Raw genomic sequence first — 24600 nt, 5'->3', positions numbered from 1 at the left:
TTCGCTGAAATTAATCCGTAGATTTGTCGTACTACCATCAATGCTAAATAGCCCCCATCCCCCCTTCATAGTGATCTCCGTAAAAGAACAAGTTCTTTAGGCTAAGCAATTCAGGTTTTTGTTGTTAAATTTGCAGCCTTAAGTAAATAAGGAGACACGTAATTTATGAATTTAGAACAACTCATAGCGGTAAGCGGCTTATCCGGCATATACCGAATGGCAGCCAACCGCAGCAACGGCTTAATCATAGAAGATGTCCAATCGGGCAAGCGCCGGTTTGCATCTTCACGGAAGCACCAATTTACCCCCCTGGAGTCTATCTCCATCTTTACGGATGACGGAGACTCCATGGAGCTAAAAAAAGTGTTCCGAAACATGAAACAGCAACAGGAGGATAATCCGCCCCCTGCTGCATCTGCCAAATCAGAGGAACTGCACGAATACTTCGATGAGGTATTACCGACCTACGACCGGGACCGGGTCTTCAACGGTGATATCAAGAAAGTGATAAAGTGGTTTAACTACCTCGATGAAGCGGGATTGCTGAATGATTCAGCAGAAAGCGAAGAAGAAGAAGAATAAAACGGCACTTAGCTGGCACGGACGCTCCCACCCCTCTCAAAGCGCCCAGTGACTCGCTTCCGTGCCAGCCCATCCCCCCCACCTTGATTGCTCTTCGGCGCTTTTCCCAAACAAATTCCTCAGATTGGGTAACAAATAGCAGTAAGTAGCGTAAACCTTCTTAACGTACCCCCCGGTACAACATTCGATCATTGAAGGGAAAATTTCACGATTGTGGTTCCCGGGGGGAACAACCAACTGTGAGAAAATATACATTCCCGTTGTGTGCCCGTATAACTGTAGAAACGTGCGGCACCCCTAAATCATGATTCTCATGACCAAGACGGCTACTGTTCTGCAAGAACATGAAAGAGCATTTGTGCCTAAGGAGTTCAAAGTGACGACCTGGTCAAGGCTTCAGCCTTACTACCGGGATTTGCTCAAGCGGCAGATTCATACCAAGCAGGAACTTGAACAATGGCTAAAAGATAAGAGCGAACTGGATGCTGTGGTCAGTGAAGCTTTTTCCTGGCGTTATATCAAAATCACTATAGACAGTACCGATGATAAAGCCGAGTCCCTGTATCAATATGCCGTGCAGGAGCTGGCGCCTAAAATCACCGCGCTTGAGAACGAACTCAATGAAAAACTGGTCAACTGCCCTTGTATTACACAATTAGATGAGGGCCAGTACCTCATTCACCTGCGTAGTATCCGCAATGCCGTAAACCTGTTCCGGGAGGAAAATATCCCTCTGGCTACTGAAATCCAACTGAAATCCAAAGAGTACGTTAAGATCTTCTCCGAAATGACCATAGGAGTAGATGGCAAGCAAATGACCCTGCAGAAAGCTTCTTCTCTACTCGAAGAACCCAGCCGGGCCTACCGTGAGGAAGTATACCACAAAATCCATGCCCGCCTGCTGGAAGAAACAGCGCCTCTGGACAACCTCTTTGATACCCTCAAAGATATGCGGCATCAGATGGCAAAGAATGCAGGATTCGAAAACTTCAGGGACTTTAAGTTTAGGGCACTTGGCCGTTTTGACTATGAGGTCCGGGACTGTGAGGATTTTCACCACTCTATTCAAACGGAGATTGTCCCGCTCGTCGATGAGCTAAACCAGTACCGGCAGGAAACGCTTCAACTGGAACGGCTACGCCCGTGGGATTTGTTTGTCGACCCTACTGGTGACCAGCCCCTTCGCCCCTTCCAGACTATTGATGACCTGGTAGAGAAATCTACCGCCTGCCTTTATAAGGTTCATCCTGAATTCGGCCAGACCCTGGAAATCATGAGTGAGCTGGGGCACCTTGACCTGGATTCCCGTCCGGGCAAACGGCCTGGTGGCTACAATATGCCACTCCACCTGACTGGTATCCCATTCATCTTCATGAACGCGACGACTTCCCTAAGCGATATGCGCACGCTAATGCACGAAGCCGGCCACGCCGTACATAGCCGGCTTACCAACCATTACAAACTCAAGACCGCTAAGCGCGTGCCTTCCGAGGTTGCAGAATTGGCAGCGATGAGCATGGAGCTGCTGACTATGGAGCATTGGGATGTCTTTTTCGAAGACCCGGAAGAACTGCGGCGGGCAAAAATCAACCAACTGGAATACGTCCTCAAGGTATTGCCCTGGATCGCAACAATTGACAAATTCCAGCATTGGGTGTACACGCACCCTGAGCATCAGCAGGAAGACCGGCAGGAGGCCTGGATGCAGATCATGAAATCTTTTAATTCTCCAACCATCGACCATTCAGGACTGGAGCATTACCTGGAACACCTCTGGCATAAACAACTGCACATTTTTGAAGTGCCTTTTTACTATATCGAGTACGGTATGGCTCAACTTGGCGCTATCGCTATTTGGAAAAGGTACCGGGAAGAGCCCGAGGCTGCCATAAAGGATTACCTGAACGCACTTAAACTAGGCTATACCCGCAATGTCCGGGAAATCTACCAGGCCGCTGGTATCGAGTTTAATTTTTCCAGGTCATACGTCAGCGAGCTGGGTGCATTTATCAAATCAGAGCTTCAGGCCCTGATTGATTAACCTTCCGTTGCTCAACCTTTACAACTCATAACGCGCCCTCTTTCTATCAGGTAAGTGGCACTTACTGCCTGATTCCCAGTGCCTCAAAAGGGTAATACTCCAGGCCAATCTGCTCAAGGGAATGCCCTCCCTTTACATTCGTCAGTTTCATCTCGTAAATGCCCAGATTATGGGTCGTAGCGATTTGGGCACCTGTAGACAACGTTGTCCAGTTTTCCCAGGTGGCGTCCAGCCCCCCGATCGGGATGATTGAAACCCACATTTCGTAGCGTTCCGGCTTACCATCTGCTCCAAGGTGCCAAAGGTAGGCATCCCCGGGGGTCACGCCTCCGCTTTCGTAGGTGACAAGCAGTGCCTTTTCACCGCCTTCCAGGTCTACCAAAGCCCGCTGAGTACCCGGGTCGAAAACTTTGGCGGGCGCATTCAACCAAAAAGAGTCATTGCAAAAATAAGCCCAGGCTTCCTGAACCGCCGCCTCAGCAGCCTCCCCTTTCAGGAGCTGCTCGCTATCCCACGCTTTCCCGTTGGGCCCATCTGTACGAAGCAGTACCTCTTTGCTTCCCCATTTTACCTGAACAAGCCCCGCCTGCTTATCCCACACATAATCATGCCCGCCGGGAAAAGACCAGCGTACAAACCGGGTGTTATTCCAGGCTTCCACATTGACCGCCTGCTGCATCTCGCGCGCCAGCTCATCTGCTTTTGCCCCGGGTGTGCCTTCCGGAATCGGCTCGTTGGCCAGCCAGGCAGCACCTAAGGCCAACAGCACTAATGCCGCAAAGACAATTCCAATGATCTTTAAGGTTTTGCGCATAGCTATCAATTTGAGATAGTTCTGAAAAGTATAGTATCCACACAGGAAAGAGCGGAAAGGAAAAAAAGTTGGAAATAGACGTCGTTTTTAGTCAATTCCCTACCAATTCCGTTTGTAGGCTTTAGAAAAAATTTCTCATTAGACTGTATAAACACCAAAAGGGGCAACGGCAAAACTGCCGTGCCCCTAAGTTTCTTTTTGAAAAGATACGATTGTAAGTGTTTTTGAATGCTATCCGCCATCAAAGGATTTCAGATATGCTTTAAAACCCTTACTTTTGCAGTTATAGTTTACTAATGCATTATTGACCTGCACTTTGTGGTGGAAACCTGAGTGCAGGTTTTTTCTTCAATGCAAACCGTATCTGCTCCTTAAGCGTTGGTAGTCGTTTTTCCTGCACCCACACCAACAGACTCCTCTGAGCCTTCAGCTGACTTAGAGATCGCCAGTGAGTAAATCACCAGACCAAAGCCGATCTTGTTTACAGCGTCACCAATGTTGTAGATGATATCCATAGACTCGCCCGGGATAACCCCTGCCAGCCAACCTGTGTCGATGGTCATGTAACCGATCGGGTAAATCGCCCAGCCGGCAAAGACAAACCATGCCAGTGCATTGAAGCCTTTCTGCAGCTTAGGATCGTTGGAGTTAGAAGACAGGCGCTTGGCAGAACCAAACCATACTTCGTACAAAATGCCAACGTAACCAATTGTGGAAATGAAACCCCAAAGTGGAGACTGATCGCGGAAAACGGTCTCACCGAGATATCCGGCTACCAGCATCACCAGTGAATAGAAGATCATCTTCCAAAGCAGACCGACCTTTGCACCGAAAGCGCGCAGAATGAGGTAAAACTCAACGCACATCAGGGGCACTGTCAGGATCCAGTCAATATAGCGGAACTCCGTTGGAGAAGCCTGATTGGTTGCCCAAAAGTCTCTCATGTAGAAGTAGTGTACCGCTGCAATGAAGGTAATGAGGCCAGACACCAGCATGGAGTCTTTCCACTTGCCTTTCACCTGGCTAAACTGGAAGAAAAAGAATACCGTGGCGGCTGCCATGGCCATTGAACCGATGAAGAAGGTAAAACCTACATAATCACCGGACTTGAGCTGCGCAAGCAGCAAGGGTTGGATGTTTACTAATGCGTCCATGATTTAGATTTATTGAATTACGTTAAAGAACTGTTAAAAGACACTGCACTAACAGCGTCGTGAAAAAATGGTTTAAAAATTTGTCAAATTTTCAAACCGCCGAACCAAATGATTCAAAATTCTTTGTTCATGGAATTATATGCCGAGACAGCATTGTCTTCCTGGTACAATTGGTCTATCAAAATCATGTGTGGCAGTGTTACCACGGAGATAAACACAAACACAATTCCAATGTTGAGCGGAATATCCATTTTTACCTGTGCGAAAGCGAATACGCCAAGTGTTCCGATTGCAGCCAGACTCAAAGGCAATGCATTTTTAATGTACTGAGCCACATTATAGGACTGTACCTGCCTCCTGAAAAAACGTATCTGATCCATCATCGAGCTCAAGGAATGCCAGCAGACAAAATAAATGGCAAACCCCAGCAGCAATGGCAGATTAATTAGCAAAAGCGCCAATGCGAAAAGATTGACAACTTCATCCATGAATTCTTTTCTCGTAACCTTGTCTTGCACAAAGTAATAAACACAAAGCCATAGGTTAAGCACCAATAGCGTGATACTGACCGCCTCTCTCCAGGCTCCGCTGATTTGTGGAGCAGGGGCACCCGTTATACTGCCAATAATTGGTGCTGCAGTTTCGTAATGCCAGAGTATAGGCACAAACAGCACAAAGCTCCCCCACAACACATGCGTCCCTACAGCTTCCAGCTTGGATTGAAACCCTACATAATTCCAGTTGGACTGACCAAAATGGTAGATTGAAATACCGAGAAACACAAGGAGCGCTAATTCCGGAAGTATCCACCATAATGCAGCAAAAGCAGCCATCAGCAGAATATAATTGATGTAAAACCGGGTCATTTCCCGACTGCCCCAGAGCGGGCGGGAGAGTTGCTGAAAAATAAGATAATCTGTTGCTCCGTGAGGGATCCCGATCAGCAGAATCATAACCAGCGCAACAATCAGCTGTACACTCGACAGCCAGCCTGGCACCAGCAAACTCAGTAGCACAGCAAGCAGCGCTATGCCCTGAATGGACCGGTAAAGTACAGGGTACCTGGATGTCATGGTGTCTGTAATTTATCCTGAACAGGAATAGCCCAGGCAACCGGTGCCTTCTCAGCAGGATCAGAAGCCTTCCTCTCCCTGGGTGTTGCTTTCATCGGACCGAATACGCGCCAAACTGCTTTGAGGAACGTTGGGACAGGCAACCGCAAAAATATTTTTGCTTCCTGCCACAGCTTTGTCCCCTCAGCAAGAAAACGGAATATTGTCTCGATCGGCGTATACCGGAACAGGCTGGAAAAAATGCCTTTCCCTAAATCGCCTCTGTTCTGTAAAATATTGAGCAGCAACTGATCGTAGAACCGAAAACGCACGGGGCTTTTGACTGTACTGTCCGGATACTGCCCTGACTCGAGCTGTGCACAAACCCGTGCCGCTTGCTGCCGGATTCTGGAGAAAGCATAGCCGGTCGTGGGCTTGACGGCTCCACCTGCTGTTCCGATATTGATCACATTAGGGTACATTTCCTTTGGCATTATCTGGTCCGTCATGGGAATAGCTCCCGATTCGCATTCTGCGATGGTGTAATGCAAAATCCCTAAAGTTTGTTCAACATAAGTTTTTAATTCGGATTGGTACTCGGATGGTTGCAAACGGGCAGGAGAAAAAACAGTATACTCAACTAATGCGCGCCGTTCGTCGATTGGTAAGAGGTAAAAGAAGCGGGTACTTCCTTTCTGTGGGGTACGGAAGTCCATCAAATAGCCTTTCTGAGAGTCGAAAGCAGGTGATTCGGTCTCTATCCACCAGCCTGCGAAATGCTGAAGAAGAAAGTGTGCCCCGGGGTCAGGTTTAGGTAGCGTACAACTGTTGAAGATGTACTTTCCGGTATAAGATGCACGGTTGGTTACTACCCCAGCGCCATTTGTTGTGGAATGATAATGAAGTACCCGCTCCTGCCGGAAGGATACATTCGCGTAATCACGTAGCTTAGCCCAGGCATATTCGTAGAAATCTCCTCCCCTGATCATCTTGTAAGTCAGACGACCAAGCGCTCCGCCGTGTTGATGCGCCTCGTTTAGGAAAGATAAATGAGACCAGGATTTGTACACCAGGTGCTCAAGGTCATCCGTTTCATCAGACCAGTAGCACCAGGTCCGGTCATTGCTCTGCTTGAGGTCCTGATCTATCAGCAGAATCCGGGCGCCAGACAGTGCCCCGTCCACCATATTACAGGCTAGGCTCAACCCGGCGGCACCTGCCCCGGCGATGATGTAATCGTAGTGCTCCGACATGTTTACTAATGCATCTTTTGCAGCGCCAACACAGGCACCACTAAATTATAAAAGTGAGACAAAGCACCTTGAAAAAGGTTTACAAAACAGAATTCTTTTTGGGAAAAACCCACATTAATAATATCTAATTCCGAAACCGGCCAGCCCAATAAGTTTTGACAAAACACAACCGGAAAGTGCCAGAAAACCCAGTACATTGTGGATAGATTTGATTTTTCAGCAACTATGTACACTAAGCCCGGTATTTTTTCATGGATTTCCCAGTTGGGCGTCAACCCCGGACTCAACCGGATGGAGGTCGCGAGGATCGTCATTTTGAACCGCCTCAATCTTGCGGGCGCCAGTGCAGCCGTACTCGTAGGTATAAAAGATATTATACTCAAGGGCCTTGAGCTTACCGTGCTGATCCCGATCCTGATGTTTTTCGTCGGAGAATTAGTGCTGTCCTACCTAAAACTGCACAACCTGGCCCGCTATGCTGCCAATATCGTCCTGCCTCTGCTTCTGACAGCGGTCCTTCTGCTCTATGGCCCTTCAATCGGAGGGGGGTATACCCTGTTCGTTTTTATTACCACCGCCATTATTTTTCACCAAAAGTGGGCGGTCCGCATTGCGCTGATTGTATTCATTATTCTGCTTTTTACCGGTTCCAGCATTGCACTGCTTTCGATCAGCCCCCCATTAGCGGACAAGGTTGACCCGCTGGACAGCATCATTACCTTTATCGGTACCTCCCTTGCCGTCAGCCTTATGATCACCTACTTTTTTCATGAGAACCAAAAGTACGAAGAGGAACAAGCGCTGCTGATGAAATCGCTGAAGTCCTCCAATGCTGCGCTTCAAAAAGCAAATATTGAGCTGGAACGGTTCGCTTACATTGCCTCTCATGACCTGAAGACGCCCATCCGGAATATCTCCAGTTTCCTGGGACTGGCAGAACGCGATCTGGAAAAGGGCAAGTACGACGACCTGCATACCTACTTCAGGTTTGCCAGGGCAGGCGCCCGGCAAATGAATACTCTTGTTGAAGATATCCTTGACTTTTCCCGGCTGAATAACCCCGATGAGCACCAGATAGAGTCCACTGACCTGAACAAGCTGCTAATGGATTGTACCAAACAGCTGCGCGGAACCTATGGCGACGAATTCGAGGTGAAGCTCCGGGACTTGCCCACTATACATACTTCGCCCAACCTCCTGTCCATACTCTGTATGAACCTCCTGGACAACGCTATAAAATACAATACAACAGGCCATCCGGCCGTTGAAGTATCGGCCAGCGCCCTTTCTGCAAAGTGGGTCATCGCATTCAAAGACAATGGAATTGGTATACCTGCCGAGTTCCAGGAAAAGGTATTTGATATGTTCCAGAGGCTTCACCCACCCGATCAGTACAGCGGGACCGGTATAGGGCTTGCCATGTGCAAAAAAGTGGCAGAGCGCCTTGGGGGAAAGATTACGCTACGGTCACAGCCAGGCAAAGGCAGCACTTTTTTGGTAGCTCTGCCCAAAACCCCGCCTGCCGAAACCGCCTTACTGGCTTACGATTGACCTCAGCTTACTCGGCACACTAAACCGTTGCCCATATTTCTTTTTAAAGACGCCGCAACGCTTGATGAAAGCCTCTACACCATAATCATTAACATACTGAATGACGCCCCCTTTGAAAGCCGGAAAGCCCCAGCCAAAAATACTGCCCAAATTGGCAGCAGGTACCGAGTGGATGACCTTTTCCTGCATGCACCAAACGGCTTCCAGGACCTGTGCAAACAGAAAGCGCTCCATCAACTCTTCGTGCTTCGCCCGTTTCTTACTACTGGAAAATGCCTCCTCAAGTCCTTTCCAGAGCCCAGCGGGTTGCTCGCCCTGATAATTATAGAAACCAGCCCGCTTTTGCTGTCCCGGGCGTTGCAGCTCCTCGAGCATCACCCGGAGCACCTCTACAGCGGGATGCTGAATATACTTCGAACCATAGTGCTCTGCAGCCTGATTCTCGTAACGCAATACCATATTCAACCCGAGATGGTCAGCCAGGGCCAGCGCGCCTTTAGGCATACCTGCCTGAACGCCGAGGTTCTCAATCAATGCCGGAGGATAACCCTCTGATAGCATGGTGATGCCTTCCAAAATGAAGGTGTTCTGTACCCGCGCTGCAAAGAACCCCCAATCATCCTTCACTACAATTGGTGTCTTCCGAATCGCCCTCACAAAGTCAAAGGCACGGGCCACCGATTCGTCTGAAGTCTCAGCCCCCCTTACGATCTCCACCAACGGCACTTCTTCAGCAGGTGGGAAAAAGTGCAGCCCGATGTAATTCGCTGGCCGGAGTGACCCCTGAGCCAGTTTCGTGATGGGGATTGAAATGGTATTGGTCCCAAACAAGCTGTAATCATCAATGTATTCTTCAGCCTCCCGCATGACCTTTTGTTTGACCATCCGGTTTTCAAAGACCGCCTCTATGACCAGGTCACAGTCTTCAAAATCAGCGGAAGACTCGGTGGTTTGAATCCGCCTGAGCATAGCTTCGCACTCTTCGGGCTTTTTGCGCCCGCTGGCTTTCATTTGCTCCAACCGTTTGCTGACGTAGTCGAGCCCACGTTCGGCAATGGGCTTAGATACATCCTTGAGTACTACTTCCATACCGTAGTCCAGGCACACGTAGGCTATCCCGGACCCCATGCGCCCGGCGCCGATGATCCCCACTTTACGAGGTCGGAATTTCCCAAATCCCTTAGGACGGTTGCCGCCGTTTTTGATGAAGTTCTGGTCTGACCAAAACGCTTTAATCATATTTTTGGTCTCCTTGCTGCGCAACAAGCTCGTAAAATGGCGGCTTTCCAAACGGCTGGCCGTATCAAAATCCACCTTTGACCCTTCGTAAAGAATGCTGAGCAAAGCACGCTGAGCGGGCAGGCGGTGGGCACCGGTAGCAAACAGACGGGCTGATTCATTGCGCAGAAAGATGACCACTGCCGGGTCCTTTGCAGTTCCGCCCGGGATCGTTGCCCCTTTCTGGTCCCAGGGCCGGCGGGCTTCCCGGGTATTCATGATCCAGGCTTTAGCTTTTTCCTTCATTTCCCGGTCGTTGACCGCCAGTTCATCAATCAGCCCCAGCTGCAGGGCTTCCTGTGGATTGTAACGATGCCCCCCGGTAAGAATGGGATAGGCTTTCTGAACGCCCAACAGCCAGGTAAGCCGGGTAATACCTCCTCCTCCCGGGATGAGCCCCAACTGGGCTTCCGGAAATCCAAAACGGGTGGTATTCTTGTCAATGGCAATACGGTGGTGACACGCCAGCGCCAATTCAAACCCCGCGCCCAATGCTGAACCGTTGATCGCAGCCACTACCGGAACCCCTGGGTTTTCCAACGCCCGGAAAGTGGTCTTTAGTTGCTCTGCCAGTTGGAAGATGGCTTCCGGATCATCCGTTTTGGAAAGGTATTCCAGGTCCCCGCCCATGCAGAAGGTCTTTTTGGCAGAGGTGATGATCACGCCCCGCAGCGTCCCTTTTTGTTTTTCTGCCCGCAGGTGCTCAATTACAGGTAAGAAAGCACGGCTGACTTCATGATTGATGATATTGGTATCCCGCCCTGCCATATCGAGGGTAAGGGTGACTACATGGTCCGTATCTTTTTTGTAATAAATCATTAGCTTATTGATTTGGCGCTGAGCATTAATTCATGGAAAACGAGTTACGGCTAAACCCGCTCAATAATGGTGGAAATCCCCATCCCTCCGCCCGCACAGAGCGTTACACAACCGGTTTGCTTACCCTGCCGCTCCAGTTCATCGAGCAGGGTGCCCAGCAGCATGGCACCGGTAGCTCCCAAAGGGTGTCCCATGGCGATTGCGCCACCGTTCACATTTAGTTTGCCGTCGGGTATTTTGAGCTCGCGCTGGAATTTCAGGACCACCGAAGCAAAAGCTTCATTGCACTCCCAAAGGTCTATATCCTGTACTGTCATCCCCGCCAGCTGAAGCGCTTTCTCAGCTACAGGTGCAGGCCCGGTCAGCATTAAAGTAGGGTCTACGCTAACGGTCGCAGCAGCCCTGATCTTCGCCCGGGGCTTCAACCCGGCTCCTTTTCCCGCTGCTTCACTTCCCACAAGGACCAGCGCAGCCCCATCCACTATACCAGAAGAGTTGCCAGCTGTATGGGCATGGCGGACGGATTCCAGCACCGGATAACGCTCCAGGGCCATATCATCAAAACCCATCCGCCCCAGGTGCTCAAATGCGGGCTTCAGCTGACTGAGCTTGTCCATTGTCACCTCCGGGCGGACCGTCTCGTCCCGGTCCAGAATCAACAGGCCATTTCGATCATAAATAGGCACCAGTGATTTTGAAAAGTAGCCGGCTTCCACCGCGTGCCGGGCCCGCTGCTGAGACTGATAGGCATATTCGTCAAGCATTTCCCGGGAGAAGCCCTCCAGAGTAGCAATAAGGTCAGCCGCAACACCCTGTGGCAGATAGTGCGCGCCAGCCATCACTTCAGGATCGAAGAGCAAGGCACCGCCGTCCGTCCCCATGGGTATACGGCTCATGCTTTCCACACCGCCCGCCAGCAACAGGTTGCCCCAGCCCGAACGGATTTTCATGGCCGCCAGGTTCACCGCTTCCAGGCCGGAGGCACAGTAGCGGTTGATCTGAAGGCTTCCGCCTGAAGTATCCCAGCCGTTGTGCAGCAGGGCCGCCTGAGCAATATTATAGCCCTGATCGTCGATGGGCGTCACACAGCCGATAATGGTATCGTCCAGTTGAGCTGGATCGACCGGGTGGCGGCTTTGCAAGGCCTGCAGGGTAGCCGACAGCAACTCAACGGGCTTGACTTCGTAGAGCGCACCGCTGCTGCTTCCCTTTCCACGGGGCGTGCGCAGGGCATCGTAAATGAAAGCTTCTGGCATAGCAGTAGTTTTTGATGAGCGGGCATGCCCCCGCCCTGCACAAAAATATCATTTTAATACCCCCATCCTAAATAAGAACGATCAATTTAGGGCCTGACCAGAGGCCGTATATCGCATTTCTGCCGGATTAAGTAGAAATATCTGGCAACTCGTCAGCTCAGGATGTACTTTTGTACCGTAATCAACACAGAATACCACCGATGCCAAGAAGAAAAGTTACGCCCTTCGCCCGTTTCCTGCTCGCTATGATCATCATTGTGCCGTTGGCCTTTGCCGGTGCCTCCTACATCAACGGAGAGGACCCGATTGCCAATTTCAAATCGATAACCGGCATGGAGACCACGGAACAGCCAAAGGAAGCCCCTGCTAAAGACAGCAAACCTAAAGAAAAGACTTCCGAAAAGCCCGCCACAGAAAGTATTGAAGCCCTGAAAAAGGAAAATGCCCGCCTCAAGCGCGAAATCAAGGAGCGCGATCAGGCGATCAAAGACCTACAGGAACAACTGAAAAACAGCCAGTAATGGAATTGCTTTTACTCGATGCTCACGGGCCTGCCTACTGGGCGCTGAAGTTCATCCTCAACGCGCTGGCACTCATGGCTGGCGCCCATTTTCTAAACGGCGTACGCATTGACGACTTTGTGCGGGCTATGCTGGTGGCGATAGTGCTGGCCGTCCTGAACGCTACGCTGGGCGGTGTGCTGGACTTTATCACCACGCCCCTGCGCTACCTCACCCTGGGGCTCTTTAGCTTTGTGGTGGATGGTGCATTACTGCTTATTGCAGCTTACTTCCTAAAAGGGTTTCATATTGATAATTTCAAATCTGCCTTTTTCCTGGCCATCCTGCTGGCCATTTTCAATACGGTGCTGTACGGAATATTTCTTTAACGGCTGTCTTCGTCTCTCCGTAAAGCCACCTGCAGCCCCAGGTAGACGTTCCGCCCGGGCGCTGCCTCAAAAAAGCGCCCTCCGAAGGCATTAAGCCGAACATTACTGACATACCGGGCATCCAGCAGGTTATTGAGGCCACCAAAGGTTTGTAGTTCGCCCCATTTAAATGGAATGCCATACGTAGCCCGAAGGTTGAGTTCCAGAAAAGCCGGTGCTGTTGCCGTATTCGAGTCATCGGCAAACAACTCACTCAGGTAGCGCCCCTCCAGGGTTACGCTGCCTTTTGGCAAATACTGCCAGGCAATCATACCTGACCACAGGTGCCGTGGAATCCCCGGCAAAATATTATCATCAAATACCAGTCCTGATGCCTCATACTCCTGATAGACAAAGTCCGAGAAGGTGTAAGAAAGCCGCCCTTTCCAGTTAGAGAATGGCGACCATTGCAGCCAGGACTCTACGCCCTGCCGGCGGGAGCGCCCCGCATTGCGGTAAAACACGCGCCCGGGGCTATCGCTCAGCTCGTAGGGCAGGCGTTCCTGCTCCAGTTGGATATAAAAAGCAGCAATCCGGTACGCCAGCTTTGAGGCGAACTGCCCCTTCAGCCCTGCCTCGTAATTATGAGCCTGTTGCGGCTGTAAATCTTCGTTGAACCCCTGCGCCCCGCCCGGATTAGCCGATAACTCGCTGAGCGTAGGCGTCTCAAAGCTGTAGCTGTAGTTGAAGTAGGTATGATGGCCCGATGCATAGTCATAACTGATGCCGGCGGAAGGACTAAAATTTTGGTACGACCGGTCGCCGGAGTCATTCCCATCGGATAAGAAAGCATCCTCTGCCGAAAGGTAATTAGCATCATAGCGCAATGCAGCGGTCAGCCAGATGCGGTTGACCGGCTGCCATTCCTGCACCGTATACAAACCTAAGCTCCGAAAGACTTCATCCTGATTAAAGACGAGATCGCCCTGTTCGCCTTCCAGGTTGTCGAAGCGTTCCCGCTGATCGCGCTGTGCCTGTGCATCTACCCCCCATACCTGACGCCAGGGCTGCCCAAGCAAGGTCCCGCTATGCCGCAAGCGCCCTCCCAGTCCACTAAATTGGCGAAAAAGGTCTACGGCCCCACCACCTTCGAATGGCAACAGATTGGAAAAGTCCCGGAACAACGCAAAGCCATAAGCTTCCAGTTGCCAGTCCTCTGTTAGGGCATAGTCCAGAGTCAGCCCTGCCCTACCCTGCTCTACAGATTCCCCTGCATTGTAGAGCAGATTGCGCCCCCAGGCCTGACGGCGGTCTTCTGACAGGGCCTCTGCGGGAAGCCCGCCGGGGTCCTGCGCGATGGGGCTATTGACATAATTCAGCAACAGCTCTACCTGACCGCGATCGCCCAACTGCCGACGCAACCGGCCATTGAGCAAGGTGTTTTCTACCCGACTGTGTTCCCGATAGCCTTCCTGCCGCGTGTGAGCACCGTAGGCCAGCCAACTGTATGCTCCACTCCGGCCACCACCCTTCAGCGTATATCGTTGAAAACCGTAACTGCCCGCACTTAGCCGGGCTTCCGCCATCGCTGATTCCGGAGGGGCTTCCGTTTGCAACTGAATGACGCCGCCAGCAGCATTGCCATACATGCCCGAAGCCGGCCCACTGAGTAAGCTGGCCTGGTTCAAAATGCCCCCATCAAGGTTATCGACCTGCCCCTGCCCATCCGGCGTGGTCTCCGGAAGACCGTCCACCCATATCTGAATGCCACGGATGCCAAAAGCTGAGCGGGCACCAAAGCCCCGTACCGACAACCGAAGGTCCTGCGCAAAATTATTGGGGTTGAGGATAAGCAGACCGGGCAGTTGACTGAGCGCCGGAGCTAATGACAAATGCTGCCGCCCGTTTTGCCAGTCTGCCTCCTGCAGCTGATGAATGCTGTAAGGGGCTCTGATAGCGGGTACGGGTAGACGTGTGGTACGGACGATTACTGCCGAGTCTAAGCCTGTGGTAAGCAAAGTATCTGACTGTGTAGTACCGGTAGCTATCCATAGTACCTGCAGAACCAGCATAAAAAGGAAGGAGCGAAACATGCTTTTTTAGGAGAAAACCCGAAAGTCAACTAAAGGTTTCAATCTCGCTTTTGCCTTGTTTTAATCTGTACAAAGCGGTGCCTGAAGACATCGATCAGCCTTCGGCATTTGAAAAATATAGAATACAAACAAAAAACCGGACACTCAAGTGAATGCCCGGTCTCTGATATATGTCCAGGTTTTCCTGAAACTCCTTACTCGATAATCACCATCTGCTTGGTTGCACGATGGTCTTTTGTTTCTATGGTATAGGATACCATACCCTTTGCCGGCAGGTCTGAGGCTTTGACCGTAATCTGATTGTACCCCTTAACACCGTCCACTTTGTAGGCCCGGACCACCCGGCCTGCCACATCACTGATGGTCACTGTAGCGGGCACCGCTTCCGGCAGCTCAAACCCGATCACCGTTTCCTCCCGGAACGGGTTCGGCTGGTTCTGGTAGAGGGCAAACAGGCCTTGCTCTTCAGCTGCTGTGCCAAAGCTCAGCGCCACATCCTCAAACGTACCGCCATTGCCGTAAGCTTCCCTCGGCGTCACCGCATCGCTCATGCCCAGGGCTTCGCTCAGCTGTACGTCCGTGCGGGCGCGCAGCACCAGGGTGAACAGCTCACTGTCCGTTGGCACCGCCGTTTCGGATGCCCAGTTCCAGCTCATTGCTACCCGGCCCTGTGCAGCCTGTGTCAGGCCGAAGTGCCCCTCTGAAAGGGTACCCGGCAGGATGTCCACCAGCTCCAGTGCCTGCGCATCAAACTCCAGTGTGCCCTGAAAGCCTTCAATGGCTGCCAGCTGTGGCGCAGTGAATGGGATGCGGTACTCGTTGCCCGCTTTCAGCGCTTCGTCCGCCGTTTTCAGCTGGAAGCGGCCATCAAAGCCCCGCTCGTCGATCGCAGAGAAGCTATTGGCCACTACATCGCCGCTCACATCACCAATCTTCACAGCGATGAAGTCCGCTCCGTGGATGCCCGTTGCCGGCAGGTTGTTGATGTTGACCACCTCAGGGAAGGCTTCCTGCCATGGGGTCTCCGGGTTAGGGAACACATAGCTTGCTTCCACAAAGCGCCAGCTCGTGTTGTTCGGCAGCTCCGTGCTGATCGACAGGATCAGCTTGCGCAGCTGGATCAGGTCCAGAGTTGTGATAGAGCCAGAGTTGTTAACGTCCGCTGCGATACGCTGGTATGGCGTGCTCAGCGGGCCAACGCCCAGGATGTGCTTGCTGATCAGTACCAGGTCGAACGTAGACACACCGTTGAGGTAGTCGCCGTCGCGCTGTGGCGTGACCGTGTAGTCAAGGCCTGCTGTCAGGTTCGTGAATACGTAAGCGCCGTCGTTCTGAGTCGTCATCGCTGTAGAAGCCTGGCCGGAAAGGCTGGCCTGTACATCTTCTACCGGCTCGTTGTCCTCGGTATTGACTGCACCGGCTGCCATTGGTGCTGCTGCACCGCATACGCCCATGTTGTCCTGTACCAGGATGTAAGTCTCGCAGAAGTCGCTGTTGCCAGCTGCGTCGTACGCCCAGATCTCGATCACCAGCGTGCCTTCGTCGTCGCAAGTCAGCACAAGGCCGGCCTGGTCAGGGCCGTTAGGCTCGCCTACGCGGTTGATAGAGTACTTGATCGGCTCAGAGCAGTCACGCCTGAGTGGAGAAGTCGACAAAGTCGCTCGCCCAGATCTCAGCCATGCCTGCGCCCGGGTCCGGCAGGTTGTCGCCGTCCTCGTCTACTGGCATCAGCTCGATCGCAATGCCGTTCAGGCAGAATGGCGCTGGCGCCTTGCAGTCGATGATGTCGAATGGCAGGATCGCAAGGTCTGAGTTGCCACAGCCGTCCAGTACGTGCACTTCGAACGCGTGGCTGCCGATTGGCAGGTCGTTCACTGTGATCGTGTAGTCTGGGTAAGAACCAGATACCACGCCTGTCAGCTCCACAAGGTCGCCGCTCAGGAATGGGTCAAGGAACACCTTGATCGTCAGGTCGTCTGGCGTACAGTCCTCATCGATGCTGAACGGATAAGTCACGTTCGCATCACAGTTCACGTTGTCCAGTGAGCAGAATGCGTCTGCCTGCGTGAAGCTGATCTCAGGAGCGGTGTCGTCGTATACCTTGATGATCTGAGTGTACTGGTAGTAGCCAGTCTCGTCATACTCGAAGCTGTAGTAGTCGTTCGATACGCCACAGAAGTTGATGCCTGGTACGTTGTTGTCAGGTGTCTCGTCTGTGTCCTGGTCGAAGTAGATCTTGCCGTTCGGGCGTGCAAGCAGCCAGAAGCCGTTGCCGTTGTTCGCAATACGGTCGCCATCGCCTGGAACACCGTTGCAGTCCTCGTCGCGGCCCACGATGTAAGGGTCGCTCTCGCCGTCGTACTGGCACCAGTTGATCACCTTCCACGTACGGAAGATCTTGTAGCACTCGTCGCCGGATGCAGAGAACTGCTCGTCGTTGCTTGTCACTGCAAGCAGGTCGCAGCCAAGCTCGTTGTACTCAACGGTGTCTGGCGTTGGCGTGCCACAGTTCGCCTCAGCGTCCTCTGGGAAGTAGATCTCGTAGTTGTGCACCTCATTGATCGTGATCACCTGCACACAGCTGTTCGTGCTGCTCAGGCCGTTCACGTCAGTGACGCGGAAGATACGGGTGATGGAGCCGTAGCCGCACTCCAGGTCAGCGTTCGATGCTACCTGCTGTACAGATGCTACGCCGCAGTTGTCTGCGCCCGTCGCCATGCCGAACAGGTCTTCCAGCTGGCCTGCGTCAGATGCGTCGAAGCCGTATGGCAAGTCGTCGCAGTCTACTACTACGTTGTCTGGCGCGTCACAGAATGGGTTGATCTTGTCCTCTGGCGTAACGCTCAGCCAGCAGGAGTTCTGGTTGCCGTACTGGTCGGTTACAACCAGTGTGATATCAGATGTAACGCCTACGTCACAGCAGAAGAAGTCGACGAAATCGCCGGTTACGCTGTTCTGCGTGCCGCAAGTATAAGTGACCGGGTTGAAGTTGTTGCGGAAGATCGCGATAGATACATCACCGCAGTTGTCCCATGAGCCTTCGTCCACGTCAGATGCGAACACCCGCGCAAGCGCTGGCTGGCCAGGCACGATGTTGCCGCCGCCGATGCTTACGTTCAGCTGGTCGTCGCATACTGCCACTGGCTCGATCTGGTCGATCACTGAGAATGGGCAGTACAGCTCCGTCTCATTGCCACAGTCGTCTTCTGCTACATAGCGGAAGAAGTGGCCGCCGAATGGGATAGAAGATACGAAACGGTTCGCGCCAGGCTGGATTGTGCGCACCACTACGGTGTCGGTCACAAACTGTCCGGTTGGCAGGCCGTACTGGTTGATCACCTCTTCCTCTGTTGTCGTCACGATCTCAGTGTATACCGTTACGTTAGAGCAGTTGTCGCTCACGCCTGGCATTGGCACCTCGAAGGAACCGCCACACGAAAATGGGCTCGCAGAGTAAAACAGTGGACCTGCGGGGCAGGATATTTCCGGCGCGGTGTAGTCCCCTACCTTAACCAATTGCACAAACTCTACGATCGCTCCCGGCTCGCACCAGTCATAAATGGTCCATACCCGGTTAAGCTTAAAGGTACCTTCGCACTCCTGAACAATCGCGCCATCTTCATAGGCTGCAGCTAAAGTGCCAAAGCTAAAATTAATGGTATGAGGGCCGAAAGCAGGCAGGTCATCAACCTCAGGGAAACCTGTTAGTTCAGTTACTGGCGCACCGTTTGGCAGGGCTTCAAATGAGGTCCCACAATCAATTTCCACCACATCATCCGGTAACAGTACATCATCAAGCGTAGGCGGACGAAGCGTGATGATTTGGGTGCAAGCATCCGAATTCTCATTTAAGTCCGTTACCGTGAATGTTCTTGTGATTACAATATCACCACAGTCACCAGAAGTAGAAAAACTGTCGGTAGCTGTAAAATCCAGAGTCGTGCTGCAATTATCGGTAGCTGAAGGCGCGCCTGTATAGACATAAGTCTGCACGATAAATGCGGTCTGTTGAGTCAGGTTACCGCCATTACCACCGTACAAAGTGTCAAATGCGGTAGTTAGAAAGTCCACTGGGTTATTGGGCGGGCAGGTAATGACCGGCGCGGTCTTGTCCTCGCTCGTGATATAGCCCCAGCAGTCTTGGAAGCCCATCAAGCCGTCCGGTCCATCAATCTCGTAAATCCACTGTCCGTGCCCGTCAAGGATGTTGCCGTTGGCGGGGTTGTCATCATTGACGATGGTGATGGCGAAGTCGTCTTCCTGCAGGCAGCCGAAGTTGCCTTCCAGCACCATATCTGCTGTGATAACGCGCGAGCAGTTCTCGTCCAGCGTCACGTTGATATCATCGTTGCAAGCCAGGTTCGCTTCCGGCGCATCGTCTTGTGTGACAGACACCCCGAAGGCTTCGCTTGTGCTGTTGCCCGCTGCGTCCACCGCGCCTATGCTAACTGTGTACTGGCCAGGGCCCGCGGTAAAGCAATAGGCCGTGCCGTCTGCGGTAACCGGGACAGCAGCGCCGCCAAGGCCTGTCACCGTTACCGTGGCCACGATATCGCCTTCGCAATCGTCAATGGCTGTGGCCTGGAAACAGATCTCTGCCTCGTCTGGCCCACAGGGGTCGAGTTCCTCCATGATGTTCTGCGATGGGTACACGATAACGGGGGCCGAATTGTCTTCATCCGCATTCACCGTGATCGTAGCCGTAGCCTCGGTGGTATTGCCGCCGCCATCGGTGTACGTGCCCACGATGGTGTACACGCCAGGTGGCAGGCTCAGGCTCCACGCGAAGTAGCCGTTGGCGGGGTCCGACAGCGCTGCGTCGAATGGGGGCGCAGGCGCTCCGTTCACCGTGAAGCTGGCTGTGCCAAAGTCTTCATCACAGTCGTCTTCCAGCTGTACTGCAAAGCTTACCGCTGCTTCGCCTTCGCAGTTCGGCACCTGGTACGTAAGGTTGCCGGGCATTGTCATTACCGCCGGCGTATCAGCATCTTGCACCACTTCTACCGCATGCTCAATGCTCACCCCTTCGTAGCTGGTAGCGATCAGGTAGCTGCCGGCGCTCAGGCTGCCCGTGGCTTCGAAGTACGCATAGCCCTCGTCCACCAGGATGTAGGTGATCTCCAGAGGCGCGCCGCTAATGCTGATCAGCCCGTCGAGCACATCGCCCGGCTGCAGCTCGCAGTCATAAATATGGCCCGAGAAGACGATGAAGCCGTCCTCAGCACAGTCTTCGATCACGAACTGCCCGTTGCCGGACACGTCCACGATCGGGGCAGGGCTCTGCGCCTGCGTGACCGTGATGTCAAAGCTGTATTGGCTTGTATTGCCGTAGTCGTCTGTAGCCTGGTAGACTACTGTGTAGGTGCCTGGCGCCAGCACATCGCCCGGCTGCGGGCCACTGATCTGCACCAGCATTGCATCCAGGTCGCAGTCATCTATTGCTGACACTTGCCAGTTCACAGGCATGCCGTCTTCGCAGGCCGGGATCTGCACCTGCATGTCGCCGGGGCCGTAGATTTCAGGGGCGCGGTTGTCCATTACCGTGATTTCGTAGGACATCGTATCTCTGTTGCCCGCCTCATCTGAGGTGATCAAGAGCAGGGCATTCGTACCAATGCCTGCATGGACAGCCACTACGTAGAGCGGCTCCTCATCGGATACTGTCACGCTGGCACTTGGGGATACGGAAGGGTTGTCCGTTTGTGTAGTAATCTGCGCTTCCAGGCTCACGCCGTCGCTCAGGCAGTCGTCGTCCAGCTCTACTGTCCAGTTGAACTGTACGCCACACTCCCCTTCCGGAATACTTTCGTACAAGATCATCATCGGGGGCTCCAGCCCGGCCTAGTCTGTAACGGTTTTAGCGGGTGGCGTGGAGTCTGTTGTTACTAATGTAAATTCTTCTTCGTACAGCTCAGGCAGGCAACCTTCCCCGTAGGCACAGTTTCCACGGTCTACAAGCTCAAGGCGGACACGGTAAGTGCCCTCGCCAAGGCCCTCGACAATTATCGGCTGGGCCAGAGCAACTGCCGAGCCAACTAAGGTTTCTCCAACGCCCGCCTGGATAAGGAATACATCATAGGTGGCATTAGCTGGCATGGAAACCACTTCTACGAAGTTGGTCCGCCACTCACTCTCCCGGTCAGCCGGGAAGGAAATCGCTTCATCGCCAATGAATGGCATGATGTCAATAACTGTGATATCCTTGACCTCAACGTTGCCGGTGTTTTCGATGATGAGTTTCCAGTCAGCGGCTCCGCCCTGAAAAGTGCGGCCGATACCGTTGAGGTTATCGAGCGTTGGATTCGGCCCGTTGGGATCGAAAAAGACAAAGTCGGCATCACAGTCTCCCCGTACGCCCTTCCGTGAACTCGTCTGTACCAGTGCGTTTACCGTGAACGTTTCGCAGTCCTCGAGGGGCAGGTCCTGACGGATGTAGTCGCCTGTTCCGGTAACGGTAAAACAGTTTTGCAATGGCCCGGGAGGGAAGCCCCGTGGGATGGCTACATCGTAGGTGATTTCATAGAATTCGGAGTAGCGTTCCCCCGGAGCTGATCCGCTCAGGCTGGCCCATTCAAAAGTAAGGGTACGATTGCCGCTGTTGTAGACCATGCCATCGTTATCGGCAGGAGTAAGCCCCCCATTGTATTCAATGGTGCCGGGCACAAAGTCCAGCCCCATGGGCAGTTGGTCGACAATGACGACGTTGTTGACATCAAAAGGGCCCTGATTGCGAAAGCGCAACCGGAAGGTAACGGTATCTTCGGGGTTACCGTCTGAGCCGTTCAGGGAGGTCTTCGACAAATTAGTAGGGCCGATGGGCGGAATGGTAATATTGTCCTCATCTCCGGGCAACTCTGCCTCCGGTGCGATATCCACATCATCACCATCAATCGTGAAGGTATTATTCAGGGTAGAACTACCAGGGCCATTGGCCACTTCCGTCACTTCTACCGTGTACTCAATAGTGTAGGTTGCTCCGCAATCTTCTTCTACCTCCGTGGAGCCGGGCAGGTCAATGCCGGAAAAGTCCCAGGTCAGGGTGCTGCCGATCTGATTGAGCGCCGGGGTTCCAATATCCGTGATATTAGAGCTGTAGGCAACTGAACCCGGCACCAGATTAACACCAGCGGGCAATTCATCAGTTACCAGCCCATTTATGAGTGGGTCAGGGCCACACACATTGAAAGACAGGGTGTAAGTGACTTCATCCCCAACAAAGAATATATTTCCGGAAGCTGATTTATTAGGAGAACCCGGCCCAACCGGTGGAATACGGGTAACTGCTGCACTTTCATCGCATAGGTCATTCGGCAATGGTTCTCCCTCGTAGTTAGCGGAAACTTCCACTTCAGGTGAAATACAGGTATAAACAGGATTCGGACAGGAAACGTATAGCGGATTAGTGATTCTGGGGTTGGCACCAATAACCGGGTTGCCCAACTGATCAGTAGCCAGTACTTCATAATCCAGGACGATCCCGTCTACAGGGCCAAATCCGGGAGGCACCGTACCGAACTCGTAAACCAAAGTGGTCAGGAATTCACCTGCGCCTAGTGTCGGGGGCGCGAAATCACCAGCGGAACCATCAAGCGTGGTATTAAAGCTACCTAGTGGGAATGGGCCTCCGAGGTTGGTCTCGTAAGCAACCATTACCGGCAAGCCTTCAAACAGGTAAATGGAAGGCCTGATGCCCGTAATCTGGATCTGCTGCGGGATAGTAATGGTTGCGGTAAAATCATCCACTTCGACATTACCGGTCACATCGGCATTGGCCACGTAACCACCCTGATCTCCGATTTCAAAAGTCGAGAGACCCACGCCACACTGAATGAGCGGGTTGGGCGAAGGCAGGATACCGTTATAGGTATCTGTATCATCCACATTAACTGGGCAGTCTGAAATGGTGGTGCCGTCGAGCATTGCTTCAATGGAAAAGTTATCACTAAAGTCGAAAGGCGGAGAAGGAAATTCCAAAACCAGGGGAAAGGAAGTTGCCCCGGAGGCGTTACTGACATCCCAGGTTAGTGTCGTGCCAGATTGCATGCAGCCTGAGCAATTCACTACGTTGGTATTAGCGGGGATTTCTGCGGTGAGCGAAGCGTTATCGAGCGCGATAAAGCCCGTAACTGCCGATGGACTGATGCCTATTTGAAACAATGAAGTAGAGCCAGGTACACCAACTGTCACTGCATTTACGTTTACGTTCCACTCTTCATTAGGTGCGCTTACGGTGATATCTATCTGGTCACTTACAGGGCTATTATCAGCGTCATCCGCCGAGAAGGTAACAGCAGCGGGAATTACTGTACCATCACAGACCTGCCCGGGCGGAATGACCAGTTCCAACATGAGAATACCCGCAGCACCTGCTTCAAGTGGATTTTTCATATTGATGCGAAAGGTCGGCGTGCCCATAACATTGACGATTTCAGTGCTGCCCACTTCAGCATTGCCTACGAAACTGACAACCTGAATCCCATTAGGCAGGGGCACCTCAATAACCGGGTTGTCAGCATCCTCCACAAGGCTCTGAGTCGAATAGCTGATTGTATATGTGAAAGCTACTCCTGTTTCAGGCGTATCATCACTGACCATAATACCGATATCCAGGATCAAAATATTTGGCATACTTAGTGCTTCGTCCTTCTGCTGAACAACGGGTGCATCCTGATGGCTATCAGTCCAATTATCCAGAGAAAAAGCACCGGGGTTAAAGGCAAGCAGGGTTGATGTAAGTACGGCAATAACTGACAATAGGGTAAGCGTGGTTTTCATGTTGCTATGGTTTGTGCAAAATTGTACTATTCACTACAGCGGGCTTAACCGCTAAGTGTTATGGATCATTCGTTTTTGACATAGGTTTACCTGCTGCGCAATGGCGCAGTCGAGATTACGATTGTTGTACTTATGGAGGTTTTAACAGCTCGAAACACAGGGGTAATTAGAATTACCTGACCTGCTTTATTCGAGGACCTTTGTAGTAGTGTCTTAGTGTGTCCTAAAAAGAAGTGTTTGCAGGTCGAACTGTTATTTCAATGCAGGTACTACAAAAGTAATGCCAGATTTCTCAAGCCTCATTATCAACACAAGAAAACTCTACCTTAAATGCAGAATATGTGACATGGATTACGGCAAAATACTTCGAAACCGGGTACAGTCCCATCAGAATCTTCTGGCTGAGAAGTTCTCCTCCATGCTCTGGACAACGAGGGTCTTACAGGCTTGTAAAAAGCGGAATAATAATAGAGCCGGCGCTGAAAGGAGCGCGGTAACAGGTTGATTTTTTTCATGAGTACAGTGGATTTGTGCATTTAACTGAGACAAAGGTAGGACAGATAGCAGATACAAATCGGACAAGCCTCTATACGAACCCGACAAAACGCACTGTAGCCCGGCACTTCTTCTGAAAGGGATGAAAATTGAGTCGCGATATTGTTACTTTTACAAATACCGACAGACCTATTTACCAAACAAGCGTTTCCTATTGTATAAGCTCCCGAAAATACTTGGTCTTATCCTGTTTGCCTCCATGTATCTGTCTGCACAACCGCAGCAGGAGTATAGGCTGTTATCCCGGCACATCAATGAGGAGAATGGCCTGACCAACCTGCTTGTACACCATACGCTGGAAGATAGCAGAGGGCTTGTTTGGATTTCCACTAACGGAGGATTGTTTGGATTCGATGGCAAACACGCCCAACCTGTCATCACAAATATGGAGGGGAATTCCTTTAAAGCGGGACGGATTTATGAAGGGCCCGGGCAGCTGATTTGGGTAAACAGCTATGGCTATGCTGTATTTTCCAATCAGGCAGAATTTGTGACTATTTAGCAGATAC

General features: G+C 52.1%; 17 protein-coding genes. 6 read left to right on the top strand and 11 right to left on the bottom strand.

The features are described from left to right. Window positions 1–165 precede the first annotated feature (165 nt). Window positions 166–582, top strand: coding sequence for a DUF5606 family protein (locus IX84_RS14140; protein ID WP_044221914.1), 417 nt, complete (start codon window positions 166–168; stop codon window positions 580–582). 313 nt (window positions 583–895) lie between these two features. After that, window positions 896–2623, top strand: coding sequence for a M3 family oligoendopeptidase (locus IX84_RS14135; protein ID WP_044221912.1), 1728 nt, complete (start codon window positions 896–898; stop codon window positions 2621–2623). 61 nt (window positions 2624–2684) lie between these two features. Here IX84_RS14135 and IX84_RS14130 read toward each other — a convergent pair whose 3' ends face one another. The 5 genes from IX84_RS14130 to IX84_RS14105 form a co-directional block, all read right to left on the bottom strand. Further along, complete coding sequence (locus IX84_RS14130) at window positions 2685–3437, bottom strand: hypothetical protein (RefSeq protein WP_044221909.1); 753 nt, start codon at window positions 3435–3437, stop codon at window positions 2685–2687. Between the two features lie 371 nt (window positions 3438–3808). Further along, window positions 3809–4591, bottom strand: a complete 783-nt coding sequence (locus tag IX84_RS14120) for a bacteriorhodopsin-like (protein WP_044221904.1) — start codon at window positions 4589–4591, stop codon at window positions 3809–3811. Window positions 4592–4704: 113 nt separating this feature from the next. Then, window positions 4705–5664 carry a Brp/Blh family beta-carotene 15,15'-dioxygenase gene (locus IX84_RS14115; protein WP_044221900.1) on the bottom strand — a complete coding sequence of 320 codons (960 nt, stop codon included), beginning with the start codon at window positions 5662–5664 and terminating at the stop codon, window positions 4705–4707. After that, the gene (locus tag IX84_RS14110; RefSeq protein WP_052516012.1) at window positions 5661–6896 is read right to left on the bottom strand and encodes a lycopene cyclase family protein; all 1236 of its coding nucleotides are present in this window, start codon (window positions 6894–6896) and stop codon (window positions 5661–5663) included. The genes IX84_RS14115 and IX84_RS14110 overlap by 4 nt, the downstream gene beginning before the upstream one ends. A gap of 5 nt (window positions 6897–6901) precedes the next feature. Next, complete coding sequence (locus IX84_RS14105; RefSeq protein WP_044221897.1) at window positions 6902–7093, bottom strand: hypothetical protein; 192 nt, start codon at window positions 7091–7093, stop codon at window positions 6902–6904. 1 nt (window position 7094) lies between these two features. On the opposite strand from IX84_RS14105, the gene IX84_RS31025 reads away from it, so the two are divergent. Beyond that, a complete protein-coding gene (locus IX84_RS31025) occupies window positions 7095–8447 on the top strand; it encodes a sensor histidine kinase (protein WP_052516011.1) in 1353 nt (450 codons plus the stop codon). Here the strand turns inward: IX84_RS31025 and IX84_RS14095 are convergent. Together IX84_RS14095 and IX84_RS14090 are read right to left on the bottom strand one after the other, a co-directional pair. Beyond that, window positions 8430–10544 (bottom strand): 3-hydroxyacyl-CoA dehydrogenase NAD-binding domain-containing protein, encoded by a 2115-nt coding sequence (locus IX84_RS14095; RefSeq protein ID WP_044221894.1) that lies wholly within the window; start codon window positions 10542–10544, stop codon window positions 8430–8432. The genes IX84_RS31025 and IX84_RS14095 overlap by 18 nt on opposite strands. 50 nt (window positions 10545–10594) lie before the next feature. Next, on the bottom strand, window positions 10595–11800 hold the full coding sequence (locus IX84_RS14090; protein WP_044221891.1) for an acetyl-CoA C-acetyltransferase: 1206 nt from the start codon (window positions 11798–11800) through the stop codon (window positions 10595–10597). A 200-nt stretch (window positions 11801–12000) separates the two neighbouring features. On the opposite strand from IX84_RS14090, the gene IX84_RS14085 reads away from it, so the two are divergent. Then, on the top strand, window positions 12001–12321 hold the full coding sequence (locus tag IX84_RS14085) for a hypothetical protein (protein WP_152605060.1): 321 nt from the start codon (window positions 12001–12003) through the stop codon (window positions 12319–12321). Further along, window positions 12321–12689 (top strand): phage holin family protein, encoded by a 369-nt coding sequence (locus IX84_RS14080; RefSeq protein WP_044221885.1) that lies wholly within the window; start codon window positions 12321–12323, stop codon window positions 12687–12689. The genes IX84_RS14085 and IX84_RS14080 overlap by 1 nt, the downstream gene beginning before the upstream one ends. Here the strand turns inward: IX84_RS14080 and IX84_RS14075 are convergent. The 4 genes from IX84_RS14075 to IX84_RS14060 form a co-directional block, all read right to left on the bottom strand. Further along, entirely contained in the window at window positions 12686–14761 is a 2076-nt protein-coding gene (locus IX84_RS14075; RefSeq protein ID WP_052516010.1) for a TonB-dependent receptor family protein, read from the bottom strand. The genes IX84_RS14080 and IX84_RS14075 overlap by 4 nt on opposite strands. A gap of 194 nt (window positions 14762–14955) precedes the next feature. Beyond that, window positions 14956–16416 (bottom strand): T9SS type A sorting domain-containing protein, encoded by a 1461-nt coding sequence (locus IX84_RS14070; protein WP_044221882.1) that lies wholly within the window; start codon window positions 16414–16416, stop codon window positions 14956–14958. Then, window positions 16391–20584, bottom strand: a complete 4194-nt coding sequence (locus tag IX84_RS14065) for an HYR domain-containing protein (RefSeq protein ID WP_044221879.1) — start codon at window positions 20582–20584, stop codon at window positions 16391–16393. The genes IX84_RS14070 and IX84_RS14065 overlap by 26 nt, the downstream gene beginning before the upstream one ends. Before the next feature lie 18 nt (window positions 20585–20602). Further along, a complete protein-coding gene (locus IX84_RS14060; RefSeq protein WP_044221876.1) occupies window positions 20603–23536 on the bottom strand; it encodes a DUF11 domain-containing protein in 2934 nt (977 codons plus the stop codon). Between the two features lie 709 nt (window positions 23537–24245). Between IX84_RS14060 and IX84_RS14050 the strand changes: the two genes are divergently transcribed. Then, the gene (locus IX84_RS14050) at window positions 24246–24593 is read left to right on the top strand and encodes a hypothetical protein (protein ID WP_152605059.1); all 348 of its coding nucleotides are present in this window, start codon (window positions 24246–24248) and stop codon (window positions 24591–24593) included. Window positions 24594–24600: the final 7 nt, after the last annotated feature.

Source organism: Phaeodactylibacter xiamenensis (genome assembly GCF_000759025.1).
GTDB lineage: Bacteria > Bacteroidota > Bacteroidia > Chitinophagales > Saprospiraceae > Phaeodactylibacter > Phaeodactylibacter xiamenensis.
Note: the sequence above shows the minus strand (reverse complement) of the source record. Positions and strands in the feature narration are given on the sequence as shown.

Excerpts from the sequence above, each read along its gene's own strand:
- IX84_RS14140 (WP_044221914.1), top strand. The coding sequence starts at position 166 with ATGAATTTAGAACAACTCATAGCGGTAAGCGGCTTATCCGGCATATAC.
- IX84_RS14135 (WP_044221912.1), top strand. The coding sequence starts at position 896 with ATGACCAAGACGGCTACTGTTCTGCAAGAACATGAAAGAGCATTTGTG.
- IX84_RS14130 (WP_044221909.1), bottom strand. The coding sequence starts at position 3,437 with ATGCGCAAAACCTTAAAGATCATTGGAATTGTCTTTGCGGCATTAGTG.
- IX84_RS14120 (WP_044221904.1), bottom strand. The coding sequence starts at position 4,591 with ATGGACGCATTAGTAAACATCCAACCCTTGCTGCTTGCGCAGCTCAAG.
- IX84_RS14115 (WP_044221900.1), bottom strand. The coding sequence starts at position 5,664 with ATGACATCCAGGTACCCTGTACTTTACCGGTCCATTCAGGGCATAGCG.
- IX84_RS14110 (WP_052516012.1), bottom strand. The coding sequence starts at position 6,896 with ATGTCGGAGCACTACGATTACATCATCGCCGGGGCAGGTGCCGCCGGG.
- IX84_RS14105 (WP_044221897.1), bottom strand. The coding sequence starts at position 7,093 with ATGTACTGGGTTTTCTGGCACTTTCCGGTTGTGTTTTGTCAAAACTTA.
- IX84_RS14095 (WP_044221894.1), bottom strand. The coding sequence starts at position 10,544 with ATGATTTATTACAAAAAAGATACGGACCATGTAGTCACCCTTACCCTC.
- IX84_RS14090 (WP_044221891.1), bottom strand. The coding sequence starts at position 11,800 with ATGCCAGAAGCTTTCATTTACGATGCCCTGCGCACGCCCCGTGGAAAG.
- IX84_RS14085 (WP_152605060.1), top strand. The coding sequence starts at position 12,001 with ATGCCAAGAAGAAAAGTTACGCCCTTCGCCCGTTTCCTGCTCGCTATG.
- IX84_RS14080 (WP_044221885.1), top strand. The coding sequence starts at position 12,321 with ATGGAATTGCTTTTACTCGATGCTCACGGGCCTGCCTACTGGGCGCTG.
- IX84_RS14075 (WP_052516010.1), bottom strand. The coding sequence starts at position 14,761 with ATGTTTCGCTCCTTCCTTTTTATGCTGGTTCTGCAGGTACTATGGATA.
- IX84_RS14065 (WP_044221879.1), bottom strand. The coding sequence starts at position 20,584 with ATGATGATCTTGTACGAAAGTATTCCGGAAGGGGAGTGTGGCGTACAG.
- IX84_RS14060 (WP_044221876.1), bottom strand. The coding sequence starts at position 23,536 with ATGAAAACCACGCTTACCCTATTGTCAGTTATTGCCGTACTTACATCA.